Source organism: Microbacterium sp. LWS13-1.2 (genome assembly GCF_040144835.1).
Taxonomy (GTDB): Bacteria; Actinomycetota; Actinomycetes; order Actinomycetales; family Microbacteriaceae; genus Microbacterium.
Map to the genome: position 1 here is coordinate 1,905,133 of NZ_CP151632.1, position 18,189 is coordinate 1,923,321.

The following is an 18,189-nucleotide window of genomic DNA, read 5'->3' on the forward strand; positions in this document are numbered from 1 at the left end:
CAGAACTGATCAGAGCCCGGTGGAGCCCCATACCACCGGAGCGAGGCCCGGCGATCGTCGCACCGGACGACCGCGGGTTCGAGGAAGGCGCATATCTGCGCGTTATCGTCCTCGCCTCCGGACCTGGCTGTCAAGACCGTGCGCACGCACCGGGCTACAGCACGGGCACCCGGTTCTCGTGCTCGTCGAGCACCCATACCTGCAACGCCGTCGCCAGGTACAGCCGGTGGGGAGCGTCTGCCGAGACCGCCGACATGTCCCACGTCGACAGTCCGGATGCCTCGCACTTCGCGTTGAATATCGCAAGCGCGCCCGCGAGTTCGTGGTCCGGCACCTGCGCCGCGGCCGCCTCGACGTAGACCGCGCTCGCGGAGCCCGCTTGGACAGTCGAGTCGAAGACGACGAGCGCGATCTCGGCGCGCTGTGCGACGTTCAGCGAGTGCCGCCGCGTGGTTCGGGACACCCAGACGTACCGGCGCAGACCGCGCTCCGCGAACCAGATCGGCGTCACCCACGGGCGACCGTCCACGTCGGCGGTGGCGAGTGTTGCGTAGGAGTTCTCGTCGATGATGCGGCGCGCGGCATCTGTCGGCGACTCGTCTGCCGTGAATGTCATGCTCATGGCTACCAGACGGTGCCCGGCCGAGGCCGTGGCATCCGCCCTGCAGACCGGATACCGGCTCGTCGACACCGCCGCCGCGTACGCGAACGAGCGTGGCGTGGGCGACGCCCTCCGCGCGTCCGGCATCGACCGTGACGACGTCTTCCTCGAGTCGAAGGTGTGGATCTCGGACTACGGATACGACGAGACCCTCCACGCCTACGAGAAGAGCGCCCGGAAGCTGCAGGTCGACGTCATCGACCTGTTCATCCTGCACCAGGCCCTTCCCGGCGAGTTCGACAAGACGATCGCGGCGTACAAGGCGCTGGAGCAGCTGCTCGCCAACGGCAAGGTGCGCGCCATCGGCGTCAGCAACTTCATGATCGACCACCTCGAACGGCTGCTCGCGGAGACGACGATCGTGCCGTCCGTCAACCAGATCGAAGTCCACCCATACTTCCCGCAGAAAGAACTGCAGGCCCTCGGCGCCGAGCGCGGCATTCTCACGCAGGCGTGGTCGCCGATCGGCGGCATCACCTCCTACCGTGGAGACGACGCCAAGAGCACCTTCAACGACCCGGTCATCCTCGAGATCGCCGCGGCACACGGCAAGACCGCCGCCCAGGTGATGCTCCGCTGGCACATCCAGAACGGTGTCCAAGCCATCCCGAAATCGGTCAAGCCCGAGCGGATCGCCGAGAACTTCGACGTGTTCGACTACGAGCTCACCGACGATGAGATCGCTCGCATCGACGCCCTCGACACGGGCGTTCGCGGCGGGCCGGCGCCCGAGGCCATCACCCTCGAGACATTCGGGCGCGACACCCCGGAGGAATGAGCCGGACACTCAAGGAGGAGGAGCGTGGCAGGCGTGGACAACCAGACCGAGGTGCGCGAATTCCTCGCCACCCGACGAGCGCGGCTCACCCCGGAGCTGGCCGGAATCATCGGTCGTGGGCGTCGCTGCGTCCCGAGGAAGTCGCGATGCTCGGGCGGCGCCGTATCTCGACGGACCCGCCGCGGGCATAGATGTGTGCACCAAGCCGCGCGCCGGCATACCGACGCAAACTCCGGAAACACGAAAACCCGCGGAAATCCGCGGGCTTCCGATCAGTACTGTCTCAACACAGTGCGCGCCCGAAGGGACTCGAACCCCTAACCTTCTGATCCGTAGTCAGATGCTCTATCCATTGAGCTACGGGCGCGTGTCGTTCGCAGCAGCGCACAACGTCGTCAAGAATACCTCACGGCCACCCACGGCGCGAATCGGCGGGAGGATGCCGGATTCCCGGGCGTGTTCACGCGCTCCCGGCCCGTTGTTCACAGGTCCTGGGCGTCGAGTGCGCGAAGCTGCCGCTGCAGGGCGACACGACGGTACGAGGTGTCGAGGAGCTCCGCGAACAGCTCCCAGTCGCCGGTATCCGCCTCCACACGGATGGCGAGCCAGCCGGACGCACCCTCGTAGGCCGGCACGTAGGCGTCGTCTCGCTCGAGCAGCGCCTGACGCTCGACGTCGGGAGGGTACGCCTACGTCCCACGGATGGTCAGGAGTCGAGCTCGCTGACGTCGATGCCCGAGATGCGCGGCGACGCCGCGGCGGGCTCGGCGGCGGGCTCGGCATCCGTGTCTTCCTCGTCGCGGTGGCGCTTGTGCGCGGCCAGACGCGGGATGTCGACCAGACGGATGGACTGCATGCGGGCGGCGCGCATGCGGTCGTAGTCCGGATCGAGATCGGGCCGCATGCCTTCGACGCGCAGGCGACGCTGCAGGTTGGCCTCGACGTCGCCCCACGCGGCATCACGCGACTGCTCGATGAGGGACCGCACGACGCGCGGGTCGTCGGCCATGCGCCGGAGCGCCTGCGCCACGCCGGCGTACTGCCGACCGCGCCGGCGGAGATTTCGGGTGTCGCGATCGCGGTAGTCGTGCGTGCCGTCGGGATCGGTGAACTTGCCCCATGCCTTCTTGCGCTGGCGCCTCACGAGTGCCGCCGCCTCGTCCTGCTCGTCGGCCAACGCCGTCAGCGTCTCGCGAGCGAACGGGGTGAAGGCGACCACGTCGAACTGCTCGTCATGCGCGATCGTCTCGACCAGGATGCGGTTGCGGATCGCCAGCCGTGCTGCGGCGGACGCGATGGACACCCCTTCGGCGATCGCCTCTGCGGTCTTGCCCATCGCACCTCCCCTCAGAAGGCTAGCGTCCGAAGCGGCGTCGCGAGTCAGCGAGAATCGTAAGCAGGGCTCGTCGACGGCGACGAGCGCAGCGAGAGGTAGCAGATGACGAAGATGGCGCCCCTGGACGTGCGCGGACGCACCACCGTCATCACCGGCGGCGCCGCGGGGATGGGCGCCGAGGTCGCTCGCCAGCTCGCCTCCCGCGGTGCCCGCATCGCGCTGCTCGACCGCAACGCCGACGGGCTCGCCGCCGTCGCCGCGGGCCTCGAGGGCGCGGGCCACACGACGCACGTCGTCGACCTCACCGACGACGACGCAGTGGCAGCCGTCGTCGCCGCGGTCGAGGCATCCCATCCTCACGTGCAGTCCCTCGTGACGTGCGCCGGGTCGTCGATGCTGGGCGACATCGATCAGCTCACGATGGCCGAGATGCGCTGGCTCATGGACGTCAACCTCTGGGGCACGGTCAACGTCACGAAGGCGCTCCTGCCGGCGCTTCGTCGCGAGCCGGCCGCCCACATCACGCACCTGGTGTCGATCTACGGACTCGCCGCCCCCGCCGGGCGCATCCCGTACGCGATGAGCAAGTTCGCGGTGCGGGGGTTCACCGAATCGCTGCGGCACGAATTGGAGCGCTCCACGATCACCGTCGGCGCGGTCTACCCGGCCGGGGTGAAGACCGGCATCATCCTGCACGGCCGGTATGCCGCGGCGATCGATCCCGCGGTCGCCCAGCGTGCAGCCTCGGCCCAGGCCGCGATGTACCACACCGAGCCTGCGGAGGCCGCGGCGCGCATCGTCGAGGCGACGATCCGCCGTCGCCCCCGCACCATGATCGGGCGGGAGGCGCGGCTCGTCGACGTGCTCGTGCGCGTCATGCCGATCCGCTACTGGGCGCCGATGCGTCGGCCGCTGCGCGACGCGATCGACACCACGACGCCGCTCCGCTGACGGCTGCGGCCGCGGCCGCGCTTGCGCCCTGCGGCTGCGCCGAGCCCTGGGCTTGCGCCCTGCCGCTGCGCTGCGTCCTGCGGCTGCGCCCTGCGCCCTGCGGCTCGCGCTTGCGCCCTGCGGCTGCTGTCGCCGGCGGCCGCGCTTGCGCCCTGCGGCCCGCGCTTGCGCCCTGCCGCTGCGCTGCGTCCTGCGGCTGCGCCCTGTGCCCTGCGGCTCGCGCTTGCGCCCTGCGGCTGCTGTCGCCGGCGACGGCGGCGACCCTCCGTGTATCAAGAGGCCCGCGTCTGTGCAACCCCCTGATCCGGCCGAAGGCCCCGGCGTAACGTCGATGTCATCCCTCATGAGAGGAGAGATCGATGGGATTCATGGACGACGCGAAAGAGACGGCCGAGGCCGTCGGCGAGAAGATCAAGGACGCGTGGGAAGACACCACCGATCGAGTCGGAGACAAAGTCGACGAGATGAAGGCTGATGCCGACGTCAAGAAGGCCGAAGCCGAGCGCGACTCGGTGAAGACGCGCAACGACATCAAGGAAGACCTGCGGGACAGCACCTGAACCCCGCTCACGATGAAGGCGGAGCCGACCGGGGGGCCGGCTCCGCCTTCGTCGTGTGCGGCAGCGATCGCGGGAGCTACCGCGATCGCGCGATCAGCAAGGGCGCTGATCGCAAGACTTCGATCAGCCGATGGCGCCGATCCGCCACGACGCGGTGACGGAGGCGTCGGGCTCGACGACGAGGAGCCCCGCGTCGTAGTCGTACGACCCGGCGTTGAAGGCGTCGGGTGCGCAGGTCATCGGCTCGACCGCGAGACCCAGCCGGCTCTGCGCAGCGTCGGGCTTGTCGGCGGTGTGGACCTGCACCCATGGGCACGCGGCATCCCACGACATCTGGACACCCGAGCCGGCGGCATCCGTCACCCGCACCGTGGCCGTGCCGTCGGCGTCACGGGTGAGACCGGTGTACGCGTGATCGATCTCGGCGGAGCCGATCGGCCGCGCCGAGCGGTAGTCGAAACGCTCCGGATCCTCGGCATCGACCGCGACGAGACCGGTCGGGATGAGGCGGTCGGGCGTGACGGCGAGCACCTGCGTCGCGGGCAGCTCGAGCGTCCACTCGTCGACGCGGCCGTCGGCGGCGACGAGGTACGGGTGCGGCCCGGTCCCCCACGGCGCCGGCTCGTCGCTCTCGTTGTGGGCGGTGACGGACTGGGTGAGCCCGTCCGGCCCGAGCGCGAAGGTCGTCGTGACGACGAGGCGCCACGGGTAGGCCGTCTGCGGCTGGATGACGGCGGCCAGGGTCACGTGGTCCGGCCCCTTGTCGATCGCCTCGAAGTCGAGCCACGTCGCCAGGCCGTGCAGCGCGTGCGAGCGCGCGGGCTCCGTGAGCGGCAGCTGGAAGTCCCGCCCGCCGAACGAGTAGCGCCCGTCGACCACACGGTTCGGCCACGGCGCGAGGGTCGCACCGCGGTGCGCGGGACGCACCTCGTCGGCCTCGAACGGCACGACGAGGTCGCGACCGCGATATGTGAGCGAGCGGAGCGTCGCGCCGACGCTCGCGACGACGGCTTCGTAGTCGCCGGCGCGGAGCGCGTGCTGGGTTCCTGATGCGGGGGGTCGTGCCATGAGTTTCGAATCCTCTTCAGATGCAGGGAAGTTCGCCGCAGATCACGGTACCGGGATCGCTCCCAGGCATGGTCCCTGCCGGCTTGGGGCGCAGCCCTGTCGCCCGTGGCGCGTGGCGTGGCGCGGCGCGGTTTGGGGCGCACCCCGCTCGTTCGGGGCGCACCGCGCGCGCCCCGAGCGGACGCCATGCGCCCCAAACCCCGGATGACTGGGTCCCAGGGATCAGAGACCCTGCGCGAGACGGTAGTAGGCCTGGTTCCAGCGCAGCTCGCGCTGGAAGCCGCGCGCCGTGGTGTCCTCGTCGATGACGACGAGCTCGGTCGCCGCGATCTCGGCGAAGTCCCGGAACACCTCGATGCCGACCGAGGTGGTCATGACCGTGTGGTGCGCGGCACCGGCCGCGAGCCAGCAGGCGGCGCTGGTGGCGAAGTCCGGCGCGGGCTTCCACACGGCGCGTCCGACGGGGAGCTTCGGCAGGTCGGGCGCATCCACGTTCTCGACGATGTTGGCAACAAGGCGGAAGCGGTCGCGCATGTCGCTCATCGCGACGACCAGCGCCGGTCCGGGATCGGCCGTGAAGACGAGACGCACCGGGTCGTCCTTGCCGCCGATGCCGAGCGGGTGCACCTCGAGGCGCGGCTTCGCCGTGGTCAGCGACGGCGAGACCTCGAGCATGTGGGCGCCGAGGATCTTCTCGTCACCGGCGACCAGGTCGTAGGTGTAGTCCTCCATGAGGCTCGCGCCGCCGGGGAGGCCCGCGCCCATGACGTTCGCGACGCGCACCAGGATGGCGGTCTTCCAGTCGCCCTCGGCGCCGAAGCCGTAGCCCTCGGCCATGAGGCGCTGCACGGCGAGACCAGGCAGCTGCTTCAGCGCGCCGAGGTCCTCGAACGAGGTCGTGAAGGCGCCGAAGCCGCCCTCCTCGAGGAAGCTCCGCAGGCCCAGCTCGATCGCCGCGCCGTCGCGCAGCGACTGGTGGCGGTCGCCGTCCGGCCGCAGCTCGGGCGCGACGTCGTAGGACTCGAGGTACTCGGCGACCAGTGCGTCGACTTCGGCGTCGGAGGCGGCATCCACCGCCTCCACGAGCTCGTTCACGCCCCACGTGTTCACCTGCACGCCGAAGCGCAGCTCGGCCTCGGTCTTGTCACCCTCGGTGACGGCGACGTAGCGCATGTTGTCGCCGAAGCGGGCGAGCTTCAGCGAGCGCGAGGCGGCCCAGCCGGCTGCCGCACGCTGCCAGTCCTCGACCTGCTGCCGCACCGCCGGGTTCGAGACGTGACCTACCACGGTCTTGCGGGCGACGCCGAGGCGGGTCTGGATGTACCCGAACTCCCGGTCGCCGTGCGCAGCCTGGTTCAGGTTCATGAAGTCGAAGTCGATCTCGGCCCAGGGCAGCTCGACGTTGGCCTGCGTGTGCAGGTGCAGCAGCGGCTTCTGCAGCGCGTCGAGTCCCGCGATCCACATCTTCGCGGGGCTGAACGTGTGCATCCACGCCACCACGCCGATGACCTCGTCGCGCGCGTTGACGTCGAGGGCGAGGCGGCGGATCGAGTCGGAGTCCTTGAGCACCGGCTTCCACACGACCTTGACCGGAAGGCCCGCGAGGCCCTCCGCGACGGCCTGGGACTGCGCCGCGACCTGGCGCAGGGTCTCTTCGCCGTAGAGGTTCTGACTGCCGGTGACGAACCAGATCTCATAGGCGTCGAGCGAGGTGGACAGGGGCGTGCGTGTCATGAGACTTTCCTTTCGCGAGAACCGGTCGTTGAGCGAGCGAGGAACGAGCGAGACGAGACGCAGTGACAGCCGTCGGAGCGTTTCGTCTCGCTTCGCTCGCTCAACGACCGGTGAGTGACGTGACGGCGGCGGCCTCGACGGCCAGGCCCGCGCGGTAGCGGTCGAGATAGGCGGCGAAGCCCGCGACATCGGCGGGGTCGGGTTCGGCGGTCGCGATCGCCGCGTTCGCGAAGACCCGGTCGTCGAGATAGGCGGCGAGGCTCAGCTCGCCGGCGTGCGGGAGGTAGGCGGCGAGCACCGCGATGCCCCACGCCCCACCCTCCGAGGCCGTGTCGCCGACCGACACCGGAGCGCCGAGCGCACCGGCGAGGAAGCGCTGCGCGACCCCGGCGGTGCGGAACATGCCGCCGTGCGCGAACATGCGGTCGAGGCCGACCCCTTCGTCGTCGAGCACGCGCATCCCGAGCGCGAGCGTGCCGAACACACCATAGAGCTGGGCCCGCATGGCGTTCGCGAGCGTGAAGCGGCTGTCGGGCGTGCGCACGAACAGCGGGCGACCCTCCGAGAGGCCGGCGATCGGCTCGCCGGCCAGATGGTTGTAGGCCAGCAGCCCACCGGCATCCGCATCGCCCTCGAGCGCCTCGCGGAACAGGGTCTCGTATACGGCGTCGTCGGCGAGCGGCGCGCCCGACGCGGCGGCGAACCGGGCGAACATGCCCGCCCAGGCGGCAAGCTCGCTCGCCCCGTTGTTGCAGTGGACCATCGCCACCACGTCGCCGGACGGTGTCGTGACGAGGTCGAGCTCGTGGTGGACGCGTTCGAGCGGCCGCTCGAGGACGACCATCGCGAAGATGCTCGTGCCTGCGCTGACGTTGCCGGTCCGCGGCGCGACGGCGTTGGTCGCGACCATGCCCGTGCCCGCGTCCCCTTCGGGAGCACAGAACGGGATGCCGGGACGCAGCGCGCCGGTCGGGTCGAGGAGCGCGGCGCCCTCCTCCGTCAACGCGCCGGCAGGAGCACCGGCGGCGAGCACGCGGGGCAGCAGGTCGGACACATGGCCGACGGAGAGCCTTCCGGCAGCCGGTCCTTGAGCCTGTCGGAGGGCGTCGTAGCGCGCGAGCATCCCGGCGTCGTAGTCGCCCGTGACAGAGTCGATCGGGAACATCCCCGACGCGTCGCCGACGCCGAGCACCTTCTCCCCCGTCAGGCGCTGGTGGACGAAGCCGGCGAGCGTCGTGACGAAGCGAATGTCGGGGACGTGCGTCTCGGCATCCACCACAGCCTGATGCAGGTGGGCGATCGACCATCGCAGCGGGATGTTCACGCCGAACGCATCGGTGAGCTCCACGGCCGCGGGTCCGGTGTTCGTGTTGCGCCACGTGCGGAACGGCACGAGCAGCGTGCCCGCCTCGTCGAAGGCGAGGTAGCCGTGCATCATCGCCGAGACGCCGATCGCGCCGAACGTCTCGGGCGCGACGCCGTGGCGATGCTGCGCGTCGGAGACGAGATCGGCGTACGCGGCCTGGAGCCCCGACCACACGTCGTCGAGCGAGTAGGTCCACAGGCCCGACTCGTAGCGGTTCTCCCACGCGTGGGAGCCCACGGCGAGCACGTTCGCCGGATCGTCGGCATCGACGAGGCATGCCTTGATGCGCGTCGACCCCAGTTCGATGCCGAGGGCGGTGCGCCCTGCCCGGATCGCGTCGGCGCTCATCGGCCGGCCTCTTCCGCGCGCTCGCCGTCGCCGTCACGACGCTCGTCGGACGACTGGCCGTAGACGTTCTGGTAGCGGTCGAAGAGGCGGTCGATCGCGTCCTGCGGAATGGGGATCAGGGGGCCGGCCTCACGCGCGTAGTGCACGGTGCGGGCGACGTCCTCGACCATGACCGCGGCCTTGACGGCGTCCTTCGCCGACACCCCGATCGTGAAGGGGCCGTGGTTCTGCATGAGTACGGCGCGGGAGCGATGGTCCGTCAGCGTGTCGACGACTCCGCGGCCGATCGAGTCGTCTCCGATGGTCGCGAACGGACCGATGGGGATCGGCCCGCCGAACTCGTCGGCCATGGCCGTGATGACGCACGGGATCTCTTCGCCGCGCGCGGCCCAGGCGACGGCGAACGTCGAGTGCGTGTGCACCACGCCGCCGACGTCGGGCATGTGGCGGTACACGTAGGCATGCGCCGCCGTGTCGCTGGAGGGGCTGCGGTCGCTGCCCGGCGTGCCGGGGACGACGTTGCCGTCGAGATCGCACAGGATCATGTTCTCGGGGCCGAGGTCGTCGTACGAGACGCCCGATGGCTTGATGACGAAGAGGTCGGCGCCGGGCACGCGCCCGGACACGTTGCCCCCGGTCCAGACCACGAGTCCGTAGCGCACGAGTTCGCCGTGGAGTTTCGCGACATCGACCCGGATGGCGGCGATGGATGCCTCGACCTCGGGTGTGAACGCGGGTGCCGGCGTCGTCGGCTCGGGGCTGGTCACGGGGTCCTCCGTCGGGTCTCGTGCGGTCGGGCGACTCGCTCGGTCGCGCGCATCGATGTTACCGGTAACAACCGATGGCGCAAGTGGTCGCGCGTACCCAACTCAGGATCAACCGGCCCCGGCGCGCCACCCTGCCCCGGAATCACGCGGGTGGCGCCGCGCGCTACTGCTTGTGATCCTGAGAACGGTACGGGCGCGAATGCCGCACACTGCCGAGCATCCGCCGCGGCGTCGGGTGCCGCGACGCGGCGGGATCAGGCCAGCGGGATCAGGCCGGGGCGCTGCAGAGTCAGCGCGGCGGCGCGGTGCTCAGCGCGGCGGCGCGGTGCTCAGCGCGGCGGCGCGGTGGAGGCGCGCACGACGAGCCGGGGTGCGCCGGCGGCCGAGGGCCGCTCGCCGAGGACGGCCGCGACGGCGCGGCGCGCCTCCCCCGCCAGGTCGAGGCCCACCGTGGTGAGCGCCGGGCGGTAGAACGCGGCATCCGGATTGTCGTCGAACCCCACGATGCTCACGTCGCCCGGGACGTCGACTCCCGCTTCGCGCAGCCCCGCGATGAGGCCCAGCGCCATCTGGTCGTTGGCCGCCGCCACCGCGGTCGGCCCGCCGGGCGTGCGGACGGCGGCGGCGATGCGCCCGGCGAGCGCAGCACCGGCGGCGGCGGTCCAGTCGCCGCTCCAGTGCGGCTCGGCCTCCAGGCCCGGGCCCTCGAGCGCGCGTCGCATGCCCGCTTCGCGCGAGCGCGCCTCGAGCCATTCCGCGGGCCCGGCGACCCGGCCGATGCGGCGATGGCCGAGCTCGATGAGGTGCGAGATGGCGAGGGCGGCGCCGGCCTCCTGCTGCTCGGCGCCCGGCCCGGTGTGCAGCGCAGCGATGGCGACCCCTGGGTGCGCGCCGGTGAGCGCCGTCAGCGTGGCCGCGTGCGGTGCGAGCACGATGAGCCCGTCCACGCCCTGGCCGAGCAGCCGATCGGCCGCATCCCGGACGGATGCCTCGTCCGAGGCATCCGAGTACGCCGTCGCGATCCAGCGTCCGGCGTCGCGCGCGGCCGCCTCGAGCGCGGCGATGCCGACCGCGGGCCCGTACAGCGTCGCATCGGAGGCGATGACGCCCAGGGTGCGGGTCGTTCGGGTGCCCAGCGTGCGGGCGGCATTGTTGACCCGGTAGCCGAGCGCGGCGATCGCCTGCAGCACGCGGTCGCGGGTCTCCGGCCGGATGTTCGGGTGCTCGTTGATGACGCGCGACACCGTCTGCGTCGATACGCCGGCGGCCCGCGCCACGTCGCGCACGCCCACACGGGTGGGGTCGGCGGTCAGCGGCCTCGTGTCGTCCATGGCGGACACCCTATCCGTCAGTCCGCGCCCGTCAGCGCACGGGGTGGCACGCTGGAGTCATGGGTGCACGCTCTGCGAAGACGCGCCGGCCGACGCTGCGCGCGCGGCTGCTGACCGCCCTCGCCGGCGACCCCGATGGCACGCCGCACTGGGTGCGGGCCCTCGCCGAGGGCGACGACGCCGGGTACTTCGCCGACGGCGGCGCCATATGGACGGTGCACGCGGGCACGGCAACGTTCGTCGCCGGCATCCGGGCGCTGCTCATCCAGGCGCTGCACCCGGGCGCGATGGCGGGCGTCCACGACTTCTCGCGCTACCGGGACGATCCGATCGGGCGCCTCACGGGCACCGTCCGGTGGATCATCTGCGTCACCTACGGCTCGACCGCTCAGGCCGCGCGAGAGACACAGCGCGTTGCGCGACTACACGAGCGGGTCGGGGGCTCGTACGAGTCCGCCGCGGGCGAGCGCGCCTATTCGGCGGCCGACGCCGACCTCGTCGAGTGGGTGCACCTCGCCTTCACGGAAGCGTTCCTCGGCGCGCACCAGCGGTGGGGCGGGCCGATTCCCGGCGGTCCCGACGCATACGTCCGGGAGTGGGCGCAGGCCGGGCGCCTCATGCGCCTGAAGAACCCCCCGCTGACCGAGGGCGAGCTGCTCGCGCGAATGGACGGGTTCCTCACCCGCGGCGAGCTCCGCCGCGACGAGCGCGTGGACGACGTGGTGCGGTTCCTCCGCGCGGCGCCCTTCACGGGCGTCATGCGCATCGCCTACCGCGTGCTGTTCGCGGCGGCCGTCGCCAGCCTGCCGCGCAGCTACCGGCGCCTGCTCGGACTGCGCCGGTCTCCGCTTCCCGTCGTGACCCTCACGAGGATCGTGCTCGCGGTGTCGGCGAAGGCGCTCGAGGAAGGCCCGCGCGCGCAGGATTTCGCCCGGCAGCGGCTCCGCCGGCTCAGCGGTACGACGTCGGCGACCCCCGGTGCGACCGCCGCGCACTGACGGCACGCCCCCATCGCCCCGGCTACCCCGCCGCCAGGCCGCCCCGCCGCCCGGCCGCCCCGCCGCCCAGCTGCCCCGCACCCCGGCCGCCTCATCGCCCCGCCGCCCCAGCTACCCGGCCGCCTTATCGCCCGGCCACCCCGGCCACTCCGGCCACCCCGGCCGCCCCGGCAGCCCGGCGCAGTGGCAGGCTGGTGTCATGCGCATCGCACTCACCGGCTCATCCGGAAAGCTCGGCACCGTGGTCGCCCGCGAACTGCGCGCGGCCGGCCACGACGTCCTCGGCATCGACGTCGTCGGCACCCGCGGCCCCGATTTCGTCCAGGTCGACCTCACCGACTACGGCCAGGTCGTCGACGCCCTGACCGCGGTGGGCGATCGCCACGACGGGTTCGACGCGGTCGTGCACCTCGGTGCGATCCCGGCCCCCGGCATCCGCTCCGACGTCGCGACCTTCCACAACAACATGAACGCGACGTTCAACGTGTTCTGGGCGGCCGTGAGGCTCGGCATCCGTCGCATCGTCTACGCGTCGAGCGAGACCGTCCTCGGCCTGCCGTTCGACGTGCCGCCGCCGTACATCCCCGTCGACGAGGAGTACCCGCCCCGCCCCGAGTCGGTGTACTCGCTCGTGAAGACGCTCGAGGAGCGCATGGCCGTCGAACTCGTGCGGTGGCACCCCGAGCTGTCGATCACCGGCCTGCGGTTCTCGAACGTGATGGTGCCGGAGGACTACGAGGCCTTCCCCTCGTACGACGCCGACGCGCGCCAGCGCAAATGGAACCTGTGGGGCTACATCGACGCCCGCGACGGCGCCCAGGCCGTAGAGCGCGCGCTCGAGGTCGCCCCTCCCGGCTTCGAGACGTACATCATCGCCGCCGCCGACACCGTGATGTCGCGGCCCAACGCCGAGCTCGTCGCCGAGGTCTTCCCCGGCGTGCCGACCCGCGAGTTCGGCGAGCACGACACCCTGCTCTCGATCGACAAGGCCCGGCGTCTGCTCGGGTACGACCCGCAGCACTCGTGGCGGGATCACATCTCGGGCTCATGACCGAGGGGCCGCGCGAAGCCGCCGAGCGCTACCGCTTCGAGAAGTGGCAGCGCGAGCAGGGCTACACATCGGACGAAGAGGATGCCGCGGATGCCGCCGCACCGCCGGCACGGGGCTTCTCGGCGGCCGAGCGGGCTGCGGTCGTCGAGAACTCGATCCAGCAGGCGATCCGGCGGGGAGAGTTCGACGACCTGCCCGGTGCGGGCAAGCCGATCCCCGGACTCGGCGCCACGCATGATCCCGACTGGTGGATCCGCCGGAAGATCGAGACCGAGAAGCTCACCGGACTCGGCCCGCCGGCTCTGAGGCTCCGGGTGGAGGACGCCGAGCTCGACGCCCGGCTCGACGCGCTGTCGCGCGAGGCCGAGGTGCGGGAGGCCATCGAGGACTTCAACCGTCGCATCATCGAGGCCCGGCGGCAGCTGCAGGGCGGCCCGCCGGTCGTGACGCCCACCCGCGACGTCGACGCCGAAGTGGCGGCGTGGCGCGAGCGACGCAGCGCACGCGTCGCAGCGCAGGCGGATGCGGAGGATGCCGCGGCGCGGCGTCGTCACCCCTGGTGGCGGCGCCGCGGGCGCGCGTAGCGCCAGCGCCGCGGCGCGGGTAGCCGCCGGTACCCGTTCTCTGCCGGTTCGGGGCGCGTCGTGAGCGTGCGGGCGCGCGCGGTGCGCCCCAGCTGTACGTGGCGCGCCCCGAATCGGGGGCGGTCAGGGATGGGGGTTCGTCGCCTTGCCGTCGAGCCACAGCATGTTCGACGGATCCGAGTGGGCGGTGCCGGTGCCGACGTGCTTGTCGCTGATCTGCGGACCCTTGGTGATGACGTGGACGAGGGCCATCGCGTGCCCGCGGCCGAGGCCGTAGTCGGCCGCGAGCCACTCGACGATCGGCGTGGCCTTCGTGCCCTCGTCGAAGCCCTTCTCGTGGGCGAGCTCGACGAACTGCCGCGGCGTGATGCCTGTCTTCTGCTCGATGCTGTCGAGATATGCCCGGAATGTCATGAACCGGATCCGATCAGTCGCTGGTGGGAATGTCGAGCACGCCGGGTTCGTCCTGCCACTCCTGGATGATGCGGTCCGAGGCGTGGATGCAGAGCACGCGCAGCCGGCCGCTTCCCGCGTTCTTGAAGCCGTGCCACGCCCCAGCGGGGGCGGTGGCCGTGTCGCCGGCGACGGCATCCAGCGTCGCGCCGTCTATCGTGATGCGCGCCTCGCCCTCGAGCAGCACCCAGGTCTCGGCGTAGGGGTGGCGATGGATGTCGGGACCCTGCCCGGGCTCGTTGTCGACGAAGAAGTACGAGACGGCTGCGCCGTGCTCGACGCCGATGAAACGGCGCAGGCTGCCCGCGCCGACGACGAGGTCGGCGGCGGGGACGATGGCCGGAATGGTGGTGGTCATGAGGTGCTCCGTCCGCTTGCTGGTGGTGTGTCCTCAGCCTCCTCGCCGTCCACGAGTCGGCCTATAGTTTCGATGTGGATCGAAAGTTCGTCGACTTCCAGCTCGCGCCGGACGACCTCACCGCGATCCGGTTCGGCGTCTCGCCCGGCCACGAGCTGTGTCACGCGGTGCGCGCGCTGCTCCGGCCCGACGAGTACCCGCTGCAGTGGGGATGGATGCGGGCCACCCGCAGCGCGATCCCGCGCGAGGACTTCGAGGTGCTCGCTCTGCTGATCCGCGAAGAGGGCTACTTCCCCGACTTCTTCACGACCACTCCGACGTGGGAGCTCACGCCAGAGGCGGAGGCGGAGCGGCTGCGTGACATCGACGACGAGCGCTTCCGCGTCGACATGACCAAAGTGCTCGTGCGCACCGAGGGCGCCCGTCAGGCCGCCGTGCAGCGCATGCTGGACCAGCCCGACCGCGCCCGGGCCATGATCGCGGAGGCGTGGCTGTCGGTCTGGAACGCCGGCGTCGCCCCGGTGTGGACGCAGCTGGAGCGGCTGCTCCGCGCCGACATCGCGGTGCGGTCGCGGCGCATCGCCGAGAGCGGCATCGGCGCCATGATCCAGACGCTGCACGATCGCGTCGCGTGGACCGACGGAGCGGTGCGCGTCACGATGCGGATCTGGAGCGAGGTCGTCGACTGCCGCGGCAGCGGACTGGTGCTGGTGCCGTCGGTGATGGGCACCTCCGGGTGCAACGTGCTCACCGAGCCGCCCGCGCAGCCGACCCTGTTCTACCCGGCCCAGGGAGTGACGGCGACGTGGGCACGCGACTCCGCCGACGCGACCACGGCCCTCGGCGCCCTGCTGGGGCCGGCGCGCGCCCGCATCCTGCTCGACGCGCACGAGCCGAGGACGACCTCCCAGGTCGCCCGCGAGACCGCCCTCGCTGTCTCCACCGCGTCGCACCACCTGGCCGTGCCTCATGCGGGCCTCCTGTCGAGCACGCGCGAAGGCGTGCGCGTGCTGCACCGCCGCACGCCCCTCGGCGAGGCGATGGTCGGCGCAGTGCTTTGACGCGCACCACCGGCCGCCGGCATACCACCGACCGCCGACACCCTCGCCCCCATGAGACCGGCAGCCAGGCCCCGCTCAGGTGGCATCGGTAGACTGGCCGGGCCATCCTCGATGTGCATCTACCTGTCTGCGGCCCTCTCCGCTGCGGACAAGGCGGCACGCAATGCCGCCATCTGCGGCCGGAAAGCCCCGAACCACGATGCACACGACACTCACCGATGCGCGACAGCGCCCTGCGAGCACCGCCCCGCGCCCGAGCCTCATCCGCGAGGCCGGCTACGCGTACTTCCCCATCGCGCTGATCGCGCGCCTTCCGTTCGCGATGATGGTGGTCGGCATCCTGACGCTCGTCGTATCGGCGCGCGGATCGCTCGCCCTCGGCGGTGCGACGAGCGCGATGACCGGCCTCGGCACCGCGCTCGTCGGGCCCCTCCTGGGTGCCGCGGCCGACCGCTTCGGTCAGCGCCGCGTGCTGCTGATCGCCGGCGCGGCCAACAGCGTCATGCTCGCGACCTTCGCATGGCTGGCCTTCGCACCGGTGCCGGATGCCGCCCTGCTCGCGGTCGCCTTCTTCATCGGGGCGTCGATGCCGCAGGTCGCACCCCTCTCGCGGAGCCGCCTGGTCGGCATCATCGGGCGGGCGTACCCGAAGGAGCGCCGCACGCCCGTCGTGAACGGCGCGATGGCATACGAGTCCGCGGCGGACGAGATCGTGTTCGTCTTCGGCCCCGTCATCGTCGGCCTGCTGGCGACGACACTGAACCCCGCGGCACCGGTGATCGGGGCCGCTGTGCTGGGCCTGGTCTTCGTCACCGCGTTCGCGCTGCATCCGACCGCGGCGAAGGCGGCGGCATCCGCAGGAGGCGTCCGCCCCGAGCAGGCGCCGCTCGGTGAGCTCTTCCGCGCACGCGTCTTCGCGCCCGTCGTGGGCGCACTCGGCATGGGCCTGTTCTTCGGCGCCATGCTGACCTCGCTCACGGCGTTCATGGCCGAGCGCGGCGTGCCCGAGCAGGCCGGCCTCGTCTACGGGGCGATGGGCATCGGATCCGCGGCGCTCGCCCTCGGCGTCGCGCTCTTCCCAGCCCGCTTCAGCCTGCGGGCACGGTGGCTGACGTTCGCGGCGATCCTCGTCGCCGGAGCCGTCCTGCTGCCCTTCGTCGGCACGGTCGGCGCGATGGCGATCTGCCTGCTCGTGATCGGTGTGGGCATCGGGCCGACGCTCGTGACCCAGTACAGCCTCGCGGCCGCCTTCAGCCCCCGCGGACGCTCGGCGACCGTCATGACGATGCTCGGCTCGGCCGTCGTCGTCGGGCAGTCCGCCGCATCGGCCGTCACCGGTCTCGTGGCCGACACCTCGGGGGCGGCGACCGCCCTCGTCGCTCCCCTGGTCGCCGCCGCCGTCGTCCTCGGCGCGGGCGTATGGAACGCGGTCGCTTTGCGACACTGACACCGAGGCGTCCCGGCCGACAGGTGTCCTCCGCGGGCGCGTTGTGAACGCGCTCATGTGCTCCGAGAGAGACCACGACGGCGTCGGCTGACGCTGCGCGGCGGATGTGATCCCTCACTTCCGCGAAGTTGCGCGAGATTTCCCGACCGAAGGACCCGCACAAACTCCCGCGTTACGCAAATGTTACCGCTCACATCTTGTGCTACCCCCGAATGTGAAGGCTAACATTCAGGCGGACGGGCGGCATGGGTGCGGCCCGGTGCACAGTGATACCGGCGTCGATGCCGGACCCGAACGAGGAGGTTTTGGGAATGAAGAACAGGATTCTCGCCGGTGCAGCGCTTCTGGGAGCGATGGCACTGGTGGCCACAGGCTGCGCGAGCCCGGGCAACGGGGCCGGCGCAGGTGGCGACGAGCTCGTGACGGTCGGCTTCGCGCAGACCGGTTCCGAGTCGGGCTGGCGGAGCGCCAACACCGAGTCGATGAAGGAGGCATTCTCCGAAGACAACGGCTTCGAGCTCATCTTCAACGCCGCCGACAACGACCCGGCGGCGCAGATCGCGGCGGTCCGCGACTTCATCAGCCGGGGCGTCGACGCGATCGTCATCGCCCCGATCGTGGAGGACGGGTGGGACGACGTGCTCCAGGAGGCGTCGGATGCCGGCATCCCGGTCGTGCTGGAAGACCGCACGGTCACCTCATCCGACGATCTCTTCGCCAGCTGGGTCGGCCTCGACTTCAAGAAGGAGGGCGTGACCGCCGGCGAGTGGGCGGCCGAGAACTTCGCCGACACTCCGACGAAGATGGTCGTGCTCGAGGGCACCACGGGCTCCGCGCCTGCGAACGACCGCGCCGAGGGATTCAACGAGGCGATCGAGGGCACGGCCATCGAGACGATCGACTCGCAGACCGGCGACTTCACGCGCGACGGCGGCAAGACGGTCATGGAGGGCTTCCTTCAGAAGTACGGCGTGGACGGCATCGACCTTCTGTACGCGCACAACGACGATATGGCGCTGGGCGCGATCGAAGCGATCGAAGCGGCAGGCGGCGTACCCGGCGAGGACATCAAGATCATCTCGATCGACGCGGTGCATGACGGCATGCAGGCCCTCGTCGACGGCAAGATCAACTTCATCGTGGAGTGCAACCCGCTGCTCGGCGAGCTCGCCGCGGGCCTCGTGACCGACGTCCTCGACGGCAAGGACGTCGAGAAGGAGGTCTATGTCGAGGACCAGTCCTTCACGCAGGAGCAGGCCGCCGAGGTCATCGACTCCCGCGCGTACTGATCCCCGTCCCCGCGTCCGTCGGGGATCGGCTGAGGCCGATCCCCGACG

19 protein-coding genes and 1 tRNA gene are annotated in these 18,189 nt (G+C 71.2%); 9 read left to right on the forward strand and 11 right to left on the reverse strand.

Annotated elements, in window-relative coordinates:
* Nucleotides 1-154: 154 nt before the first annotated feature.
* A complete protein-coding gene (locus MRBLWS13_RS09100; RefSeq protein ID WP_349428719.1) occupies nucleotides 155-616 on the reverse strand; it encodes a pyridoxamine 5'-phosphate oxidase family protein in 462 nt (153 codons plus the stop codon).
* A 4-nt stretch (nucleotides 617-620) separates the two neighbouring features.
* On the opposite strand from MRBLWS13_RS09100, the gene MRBLWS13_RS09105 reads away from it, so the two are divergent.
* Nucleotides 621-1,439, forward strand: a complete 819-nt coding sequence (locus tag MRBLWS13_RS09105) for an aldo/keto reductase (RefSeq protein ID WP_349428720.1) — start codon at nucleotides 621-623, stop codon at nucleotides 1,437-1,439.
* Nucleotides 1,440-1,733: 294 nt separating this feature from the next.
* Here MRBLWS13_RS09105 and MRBLWS13_RS09110 read toward each other — a convergent pair.
* The 3 genes from MRBLWS13_RS09110 to MRBLWS13_RS09120 form a co-directional block, all read right to left on the reverse strand.
* A tRNA-Arg gene (locus MRBLWS13_RS09110) sits at nucleotides 1,734-1,806 on the reverse strand.
* A 115-nt stretch (nucleotides 1,807-1,921) separates the two neighbouring features.
* Entirely contained in the window at nucleotides 1,922-2,074 is a 153-nt protein-coding gene (locus tag MRBLWS13_RS09115; RefSeq protein WP_349428721.1) for a hypothetical protein, read from the reverse strand.
* A gap of 71 nt (nucleotides 2,075-2,145) precedes the next feature.
* Complete coding sequence (locus MRBLWS13_RS09120; protein ID WP_349428722.1) at nucleotides 2,146-2,775, reverse strand: asparagine synthase; 630 nt, start codon at nucleotides 2,773-2,775, stop codon at nucleotides 2,146-2,148.
* 102 nt (nucleotides 2,776-2,877) lie between these two features.
* Here MRBLWS13_RS09120 and MRBLWS13_RS09125 point away from each other — a divergent pair, with 102 nt between their 5' ends.
* Complete coding sequence (locus tag MRBLWS13_RS09125; RefSeq protein WP_349428723.1) at nucleotides 2,878-3,726, forward strand: SDR family oxidoreductase; 849 nt, start codon at nucleotides 2,878-2,880, stop codon at nucleotides 3,724-3,726.
* Between the two features lie 359 nt (nucleotides 3,727-4,085).
* Entirely contained in the window at nucleotides 4,086-4,286 is a 201-nt protein-coding gene (locus MRBLWS13_RS09130) for a hypothetical protein (protein ID WP_349428724.1), read from the forward strand.
* A gap of 123 nt (nucleotides 4,287-4,409) precedes the next feature.
* On the opposite strand, the gene MRBLWS13_RS09135 is transcribed toward MRBLWS13_RS09130, so the two are convergent.
* From MRBLWS13_RS09135 to MRBLWS13_RS09155, 5 genes are all read right to left on the reverse strand, one after another.
* Nucleotides 4,410-5,354 carry an aldose 1-epimerase family protein gene (locus MRBLWS13_RS09135; RefSeq protein ID WP_349428725.1) on the reverse strand — a complete coding sequence of 315 codons (945 nt, stop codon included), beginning with the start codon at nucleotides 5,352-5,354 and terminating at the stop codon, nucleotides 4,410-4,412.
* 222 nt (nucleotides 5,355-5,576) lie between these two features.
* A complete protein-coding gene (gene araA, locus MRBLWS13_RS09140) occupies nucleotides 5,577-7,088 on the reverse strand; it encodes an L-arabinose isomerase (protein ID WP_349428726.1) in 1,512 nt (503 codons plus the stop codon).
* 100 nt (nucleotides 7,089-7,188) lie between these two features.
* Nucleotides 7,189-8,802, reverse strand: coding sequence for an FGGY-family carbohydrate kinase (locus MRBLWS13_RS09145; RefSeq protein ID WP_349428727.1), 1,614 nt, complete (start codon nucleotides 8,800-8,802; stop codon nucleotides 7,189-7,191).
* A complete protein-coding gene (locus tag MRBLWS13_RS09150) occupies nucleotides 8,799-9,569 on the reverse strand; it encodes an L-ribulose-5-phosphate 4-epimerase (RefSeq protein WP_349428728.1) in 771 nt (256 codons plus the stop codon). Before MRBLWS13_RS09150 ends, MRBLWS13_RS09145 begins: the two co-directional genes overlap by 4 nt.
* Before the next feature lie 329 nt (nucleotides 9,570-9,898).
* A complete protein-coding gene (locus MRBLWS13_RS09155; protein ID WP_349428730.1) occupies nucleotides 9,899-10,900 on the reverse strand; it encodes a substrate-binding domain-containing protein in 1,002 nt (333 codons plus the stop codon).
* A gap of 59 nt (nucleotides 10,901-10,959) precedes the next feature.
* Between MRBLWS13_RS09155 and MRBLWS13_RS09160 the strand changes: the two genes are divergently transcribed.
* From MRBLWS13_RS09160 to MRBLWS13_RS09170, 3 genes are all read left to right on the forward strand, one after another.
* Nucleotides 10,960-11,898: an oxygenase MpaB family protein gene (locus MRBLWS13_RS09160; protein ID WP_349428731.1), complete on the forward strand. Its 939-nt coding sequence runs from the start codon at nucleotides 10,960-10,962 to the stop codon at nucleotides 11,896-11,898.
* A 199-nt stretch (nucleotides 11,899-12,097) separates the two neighbouring features.
* The gene (locus MRBLWS13_RS09165) at nucleotides 12,098-12,949 is read left to right on the forward strand and encodes an NAD(P)-dependent oxidoreductase (protein WP_349428732.1); all 852 of its coding nucleotides are present in this window, start codon (nucleotides 12,098-12,100) and stop codon (nucleotides 12,947-12,949) included.
* Nucleotides 12,946-13,533, forward strand: coding sequence for a DUF1992 domain-containing protein (locus MRBLWS13_RS09170; protein WP_349428733.1), 588 nt, complete (start codon nucleotides 12,946-12,948; stop codon nucleotides 13,531-13,533). The genes MRBLWS13_RS09165 and MRBLWS13_RS09170 overlap by 4 nt, the downstream gene beginning before the upstream one ends.
* A gap of 123 nt (nucleotides 13,534-13,656) precedes the next feature.
* On the opposite strand, the gene MRBLWS13_RS09175 is transcribed toward MRBLWS13_RS09170, so the two are convergent.
* Together MRBLWS13_RS09175 and MRBLWS13_RS09180 are read right to left on the reverse strand one after the other, a co-directional pair.
* The gene (locus MRBLWS13_RS09175; RefSeq protein WP_349428734.1) at nucleotides 13,657-13,947 is read right to left on the reverse strand and encodes a DUF4287 domain-containing protein; all 291 of its coding nucleotides are present in this window, start codon (nucleotides 13,945-13,947) and stop codon (nucleotides 13,657-13,659) included.
* Nucleotides 13,948-13,960: 13 nt separating this feature from the next.
* Nucleotides 13,961-14,344, reverse strand: a complete 384-nt coding sequence (locus MRBLWS13_RS09180; RefSeq protein ID WP_349428735.1) for a cupin domain-containing protein — start codon at nucleotides 14,342-14,344, stop codon at nucleotides 13,961-13,963.
* A gap of 74 nt (nucleotides 14,345-14,418) precedes the next feature.
* On the opposite strand from MRBLWS13_RS09180, the gene MRBLWS13_RS09185 reads away from it, so the two are divergent.
* From MRBLWS13_RS09185 to MRBLWS13_RS09195, 3 genes are all read left to right on the forward strand, one after another.
* Nucleotides 14,419-15,405, forward strand: a complete 987-nt coding sequence (locus MRBLWS13_RS09185; protein WP_349428736.1) for a DUF5937 family protein — start codon at nucleotides 14,419-14,421, stop codon at nucleotides 15,403-15,405.
* Nucleotides 15,406-15,604: 199 nt separating this feature from the next.
* On the forward strand, nucleotides 15,605-16,852 hold the full coding sequence (locus MRBLWS13_RS09190) for an MFS transporter (protein ID WP_349428737.1): 1,248 nt from the start codon (nucleotides 15,605-15,607) through the stop codon (nucleotides 16,850-16,852).
* 311 nt (nucleotides 16,853-17,163) lie between these two features.
* Nucleotides 17,164-18,141: an ABC transporter substrate-binding protein gene (locus tag MRBLWS13_RS09195; RefSeq protein WP_349428738.1), complete on the forward strand. Its 978-nt coding sequence runs from the start codon at nucleotides 17,164-17,166 to the stop codon at nucleotides 18,139-18,141.
* Nucleotides 18,142-18,189: the final 48 nt, after the last annotated feature.

Bases quoted from the DNA above. Each gene is read 5' to 3' on its own strand.
- MRBLWS13_RS09100 (WP_349428719.1), bottom strand. From the start codon at position 616: ATGACATTCACGGCAGACGAGTCGCCGACAGATGCCGCGCGCCGCATC.
- MRBLWS13_RS09105 (WP_349428720.1), top strand. From the start codon at position 621: ATGGCTACCAGACGGTGCCCGGCCGAGGCCGTGGCATCCGCCCTGCAG.
- MRBLWS13_RS09120 (WP_349428722.1), bottom strand. From the start codon at position 2,775: ATGGGCAAGACCGCAGAGGCGATCGCCGAAGGGGTGTCCATCGCGTCC.
- MRBLWS13_RS09125 (WP_349428723.1), top strand. From the start codon at position 2,878: ATGACGAAGATGGCGCCCCTGGACGTGCGCGGACGCACCACCGTCATC.
- MRBLWS13_RS09130 (WP_349428724.1), top strand. From the start codon at position 4,086: ATGGGATTCATGGACGACGCGAAAGAGACGGCCGAGGCCGTCGGCGAG.
- MRBLWS13_RS09135 (WP_349428725.1), bottom strand. From the start codon at position 5,354: ATGGCACGACCCCCCGCATCAGGAACCCAGCACGCGCTCCGCGCCGGC.
- araA (WP_349428726.1), bottom strand. From the start codon at position 7,088: ATGACACGCACGCCCCTGTCCACCTCGCTCGACGCCTATGAGATCTGG.
- MRBLWS13_RS09145 (WP_349428727.1), bottom strand. From the start codon at position 8,802: ATGAGCGCCGACGCGATCCGGGCAGGGCGCACCGCCCTCGGCATCGAA.
- MRBLWS13_RS09155 (WP_349428730.1), bottom strand. From the start codon at position 10,900: ATGGACGACACGAGGCCGCTGACCGCCGACCCCACCCGTGTGGGCGTG.
- MRBLWS13_RS09160 (WP_349428731.1), top strand. From the start codon at position 10,960: ATGGGTGCACGCTCTGCGAAGACGCGCCGGCCGACGCTGCGCGCGCGG.
- MRBLWS13_RS09165 (WP_349428732.1), top strand. From the start codon at position 12,098: ATGCGCATCGCACTCACCGGCTCATCCGGAAAGCTCGGCACCGTGGTC.
- MRBLWS13_RS09170 (WP_349428733.1), top strand. From the start codon at position 12,946: ATGACCGAGGGGCCGCGCGAAGCCGCCGAGCGCTACCGCTTCGAGAAG.
- MRBLWS13_RS09175 (WP_349428734.1), bottom strand. From the start codon at position 13,947: ATGACATTCCGGGCATATCTCGACAGCATCGAGCAGAAGACAGGCATC.
- MRBLWS13_RS09180 (WP_349428735.1), bottom strand. From the start codon at position 14,344: ATGACCACCACCATTCCGGCCATCGTCCCCGCCGCCGACCTCGTCGTC.
- MRBLWS13_RS09190 (WP_349428737.1), top strand. From the start codon at position 15,605: ATGCACACGACACTCACCGATGCGCGACAGCGCCCTGCGAGCACCGCC.
- MRBLWS13_RS09195 (WP_349428738.1), top strand. From the start codon at position 17,164: ATGAAGAACAGGATTCTCGCCGGTGCAGCGCTTCTGGGAGCGATGGCA.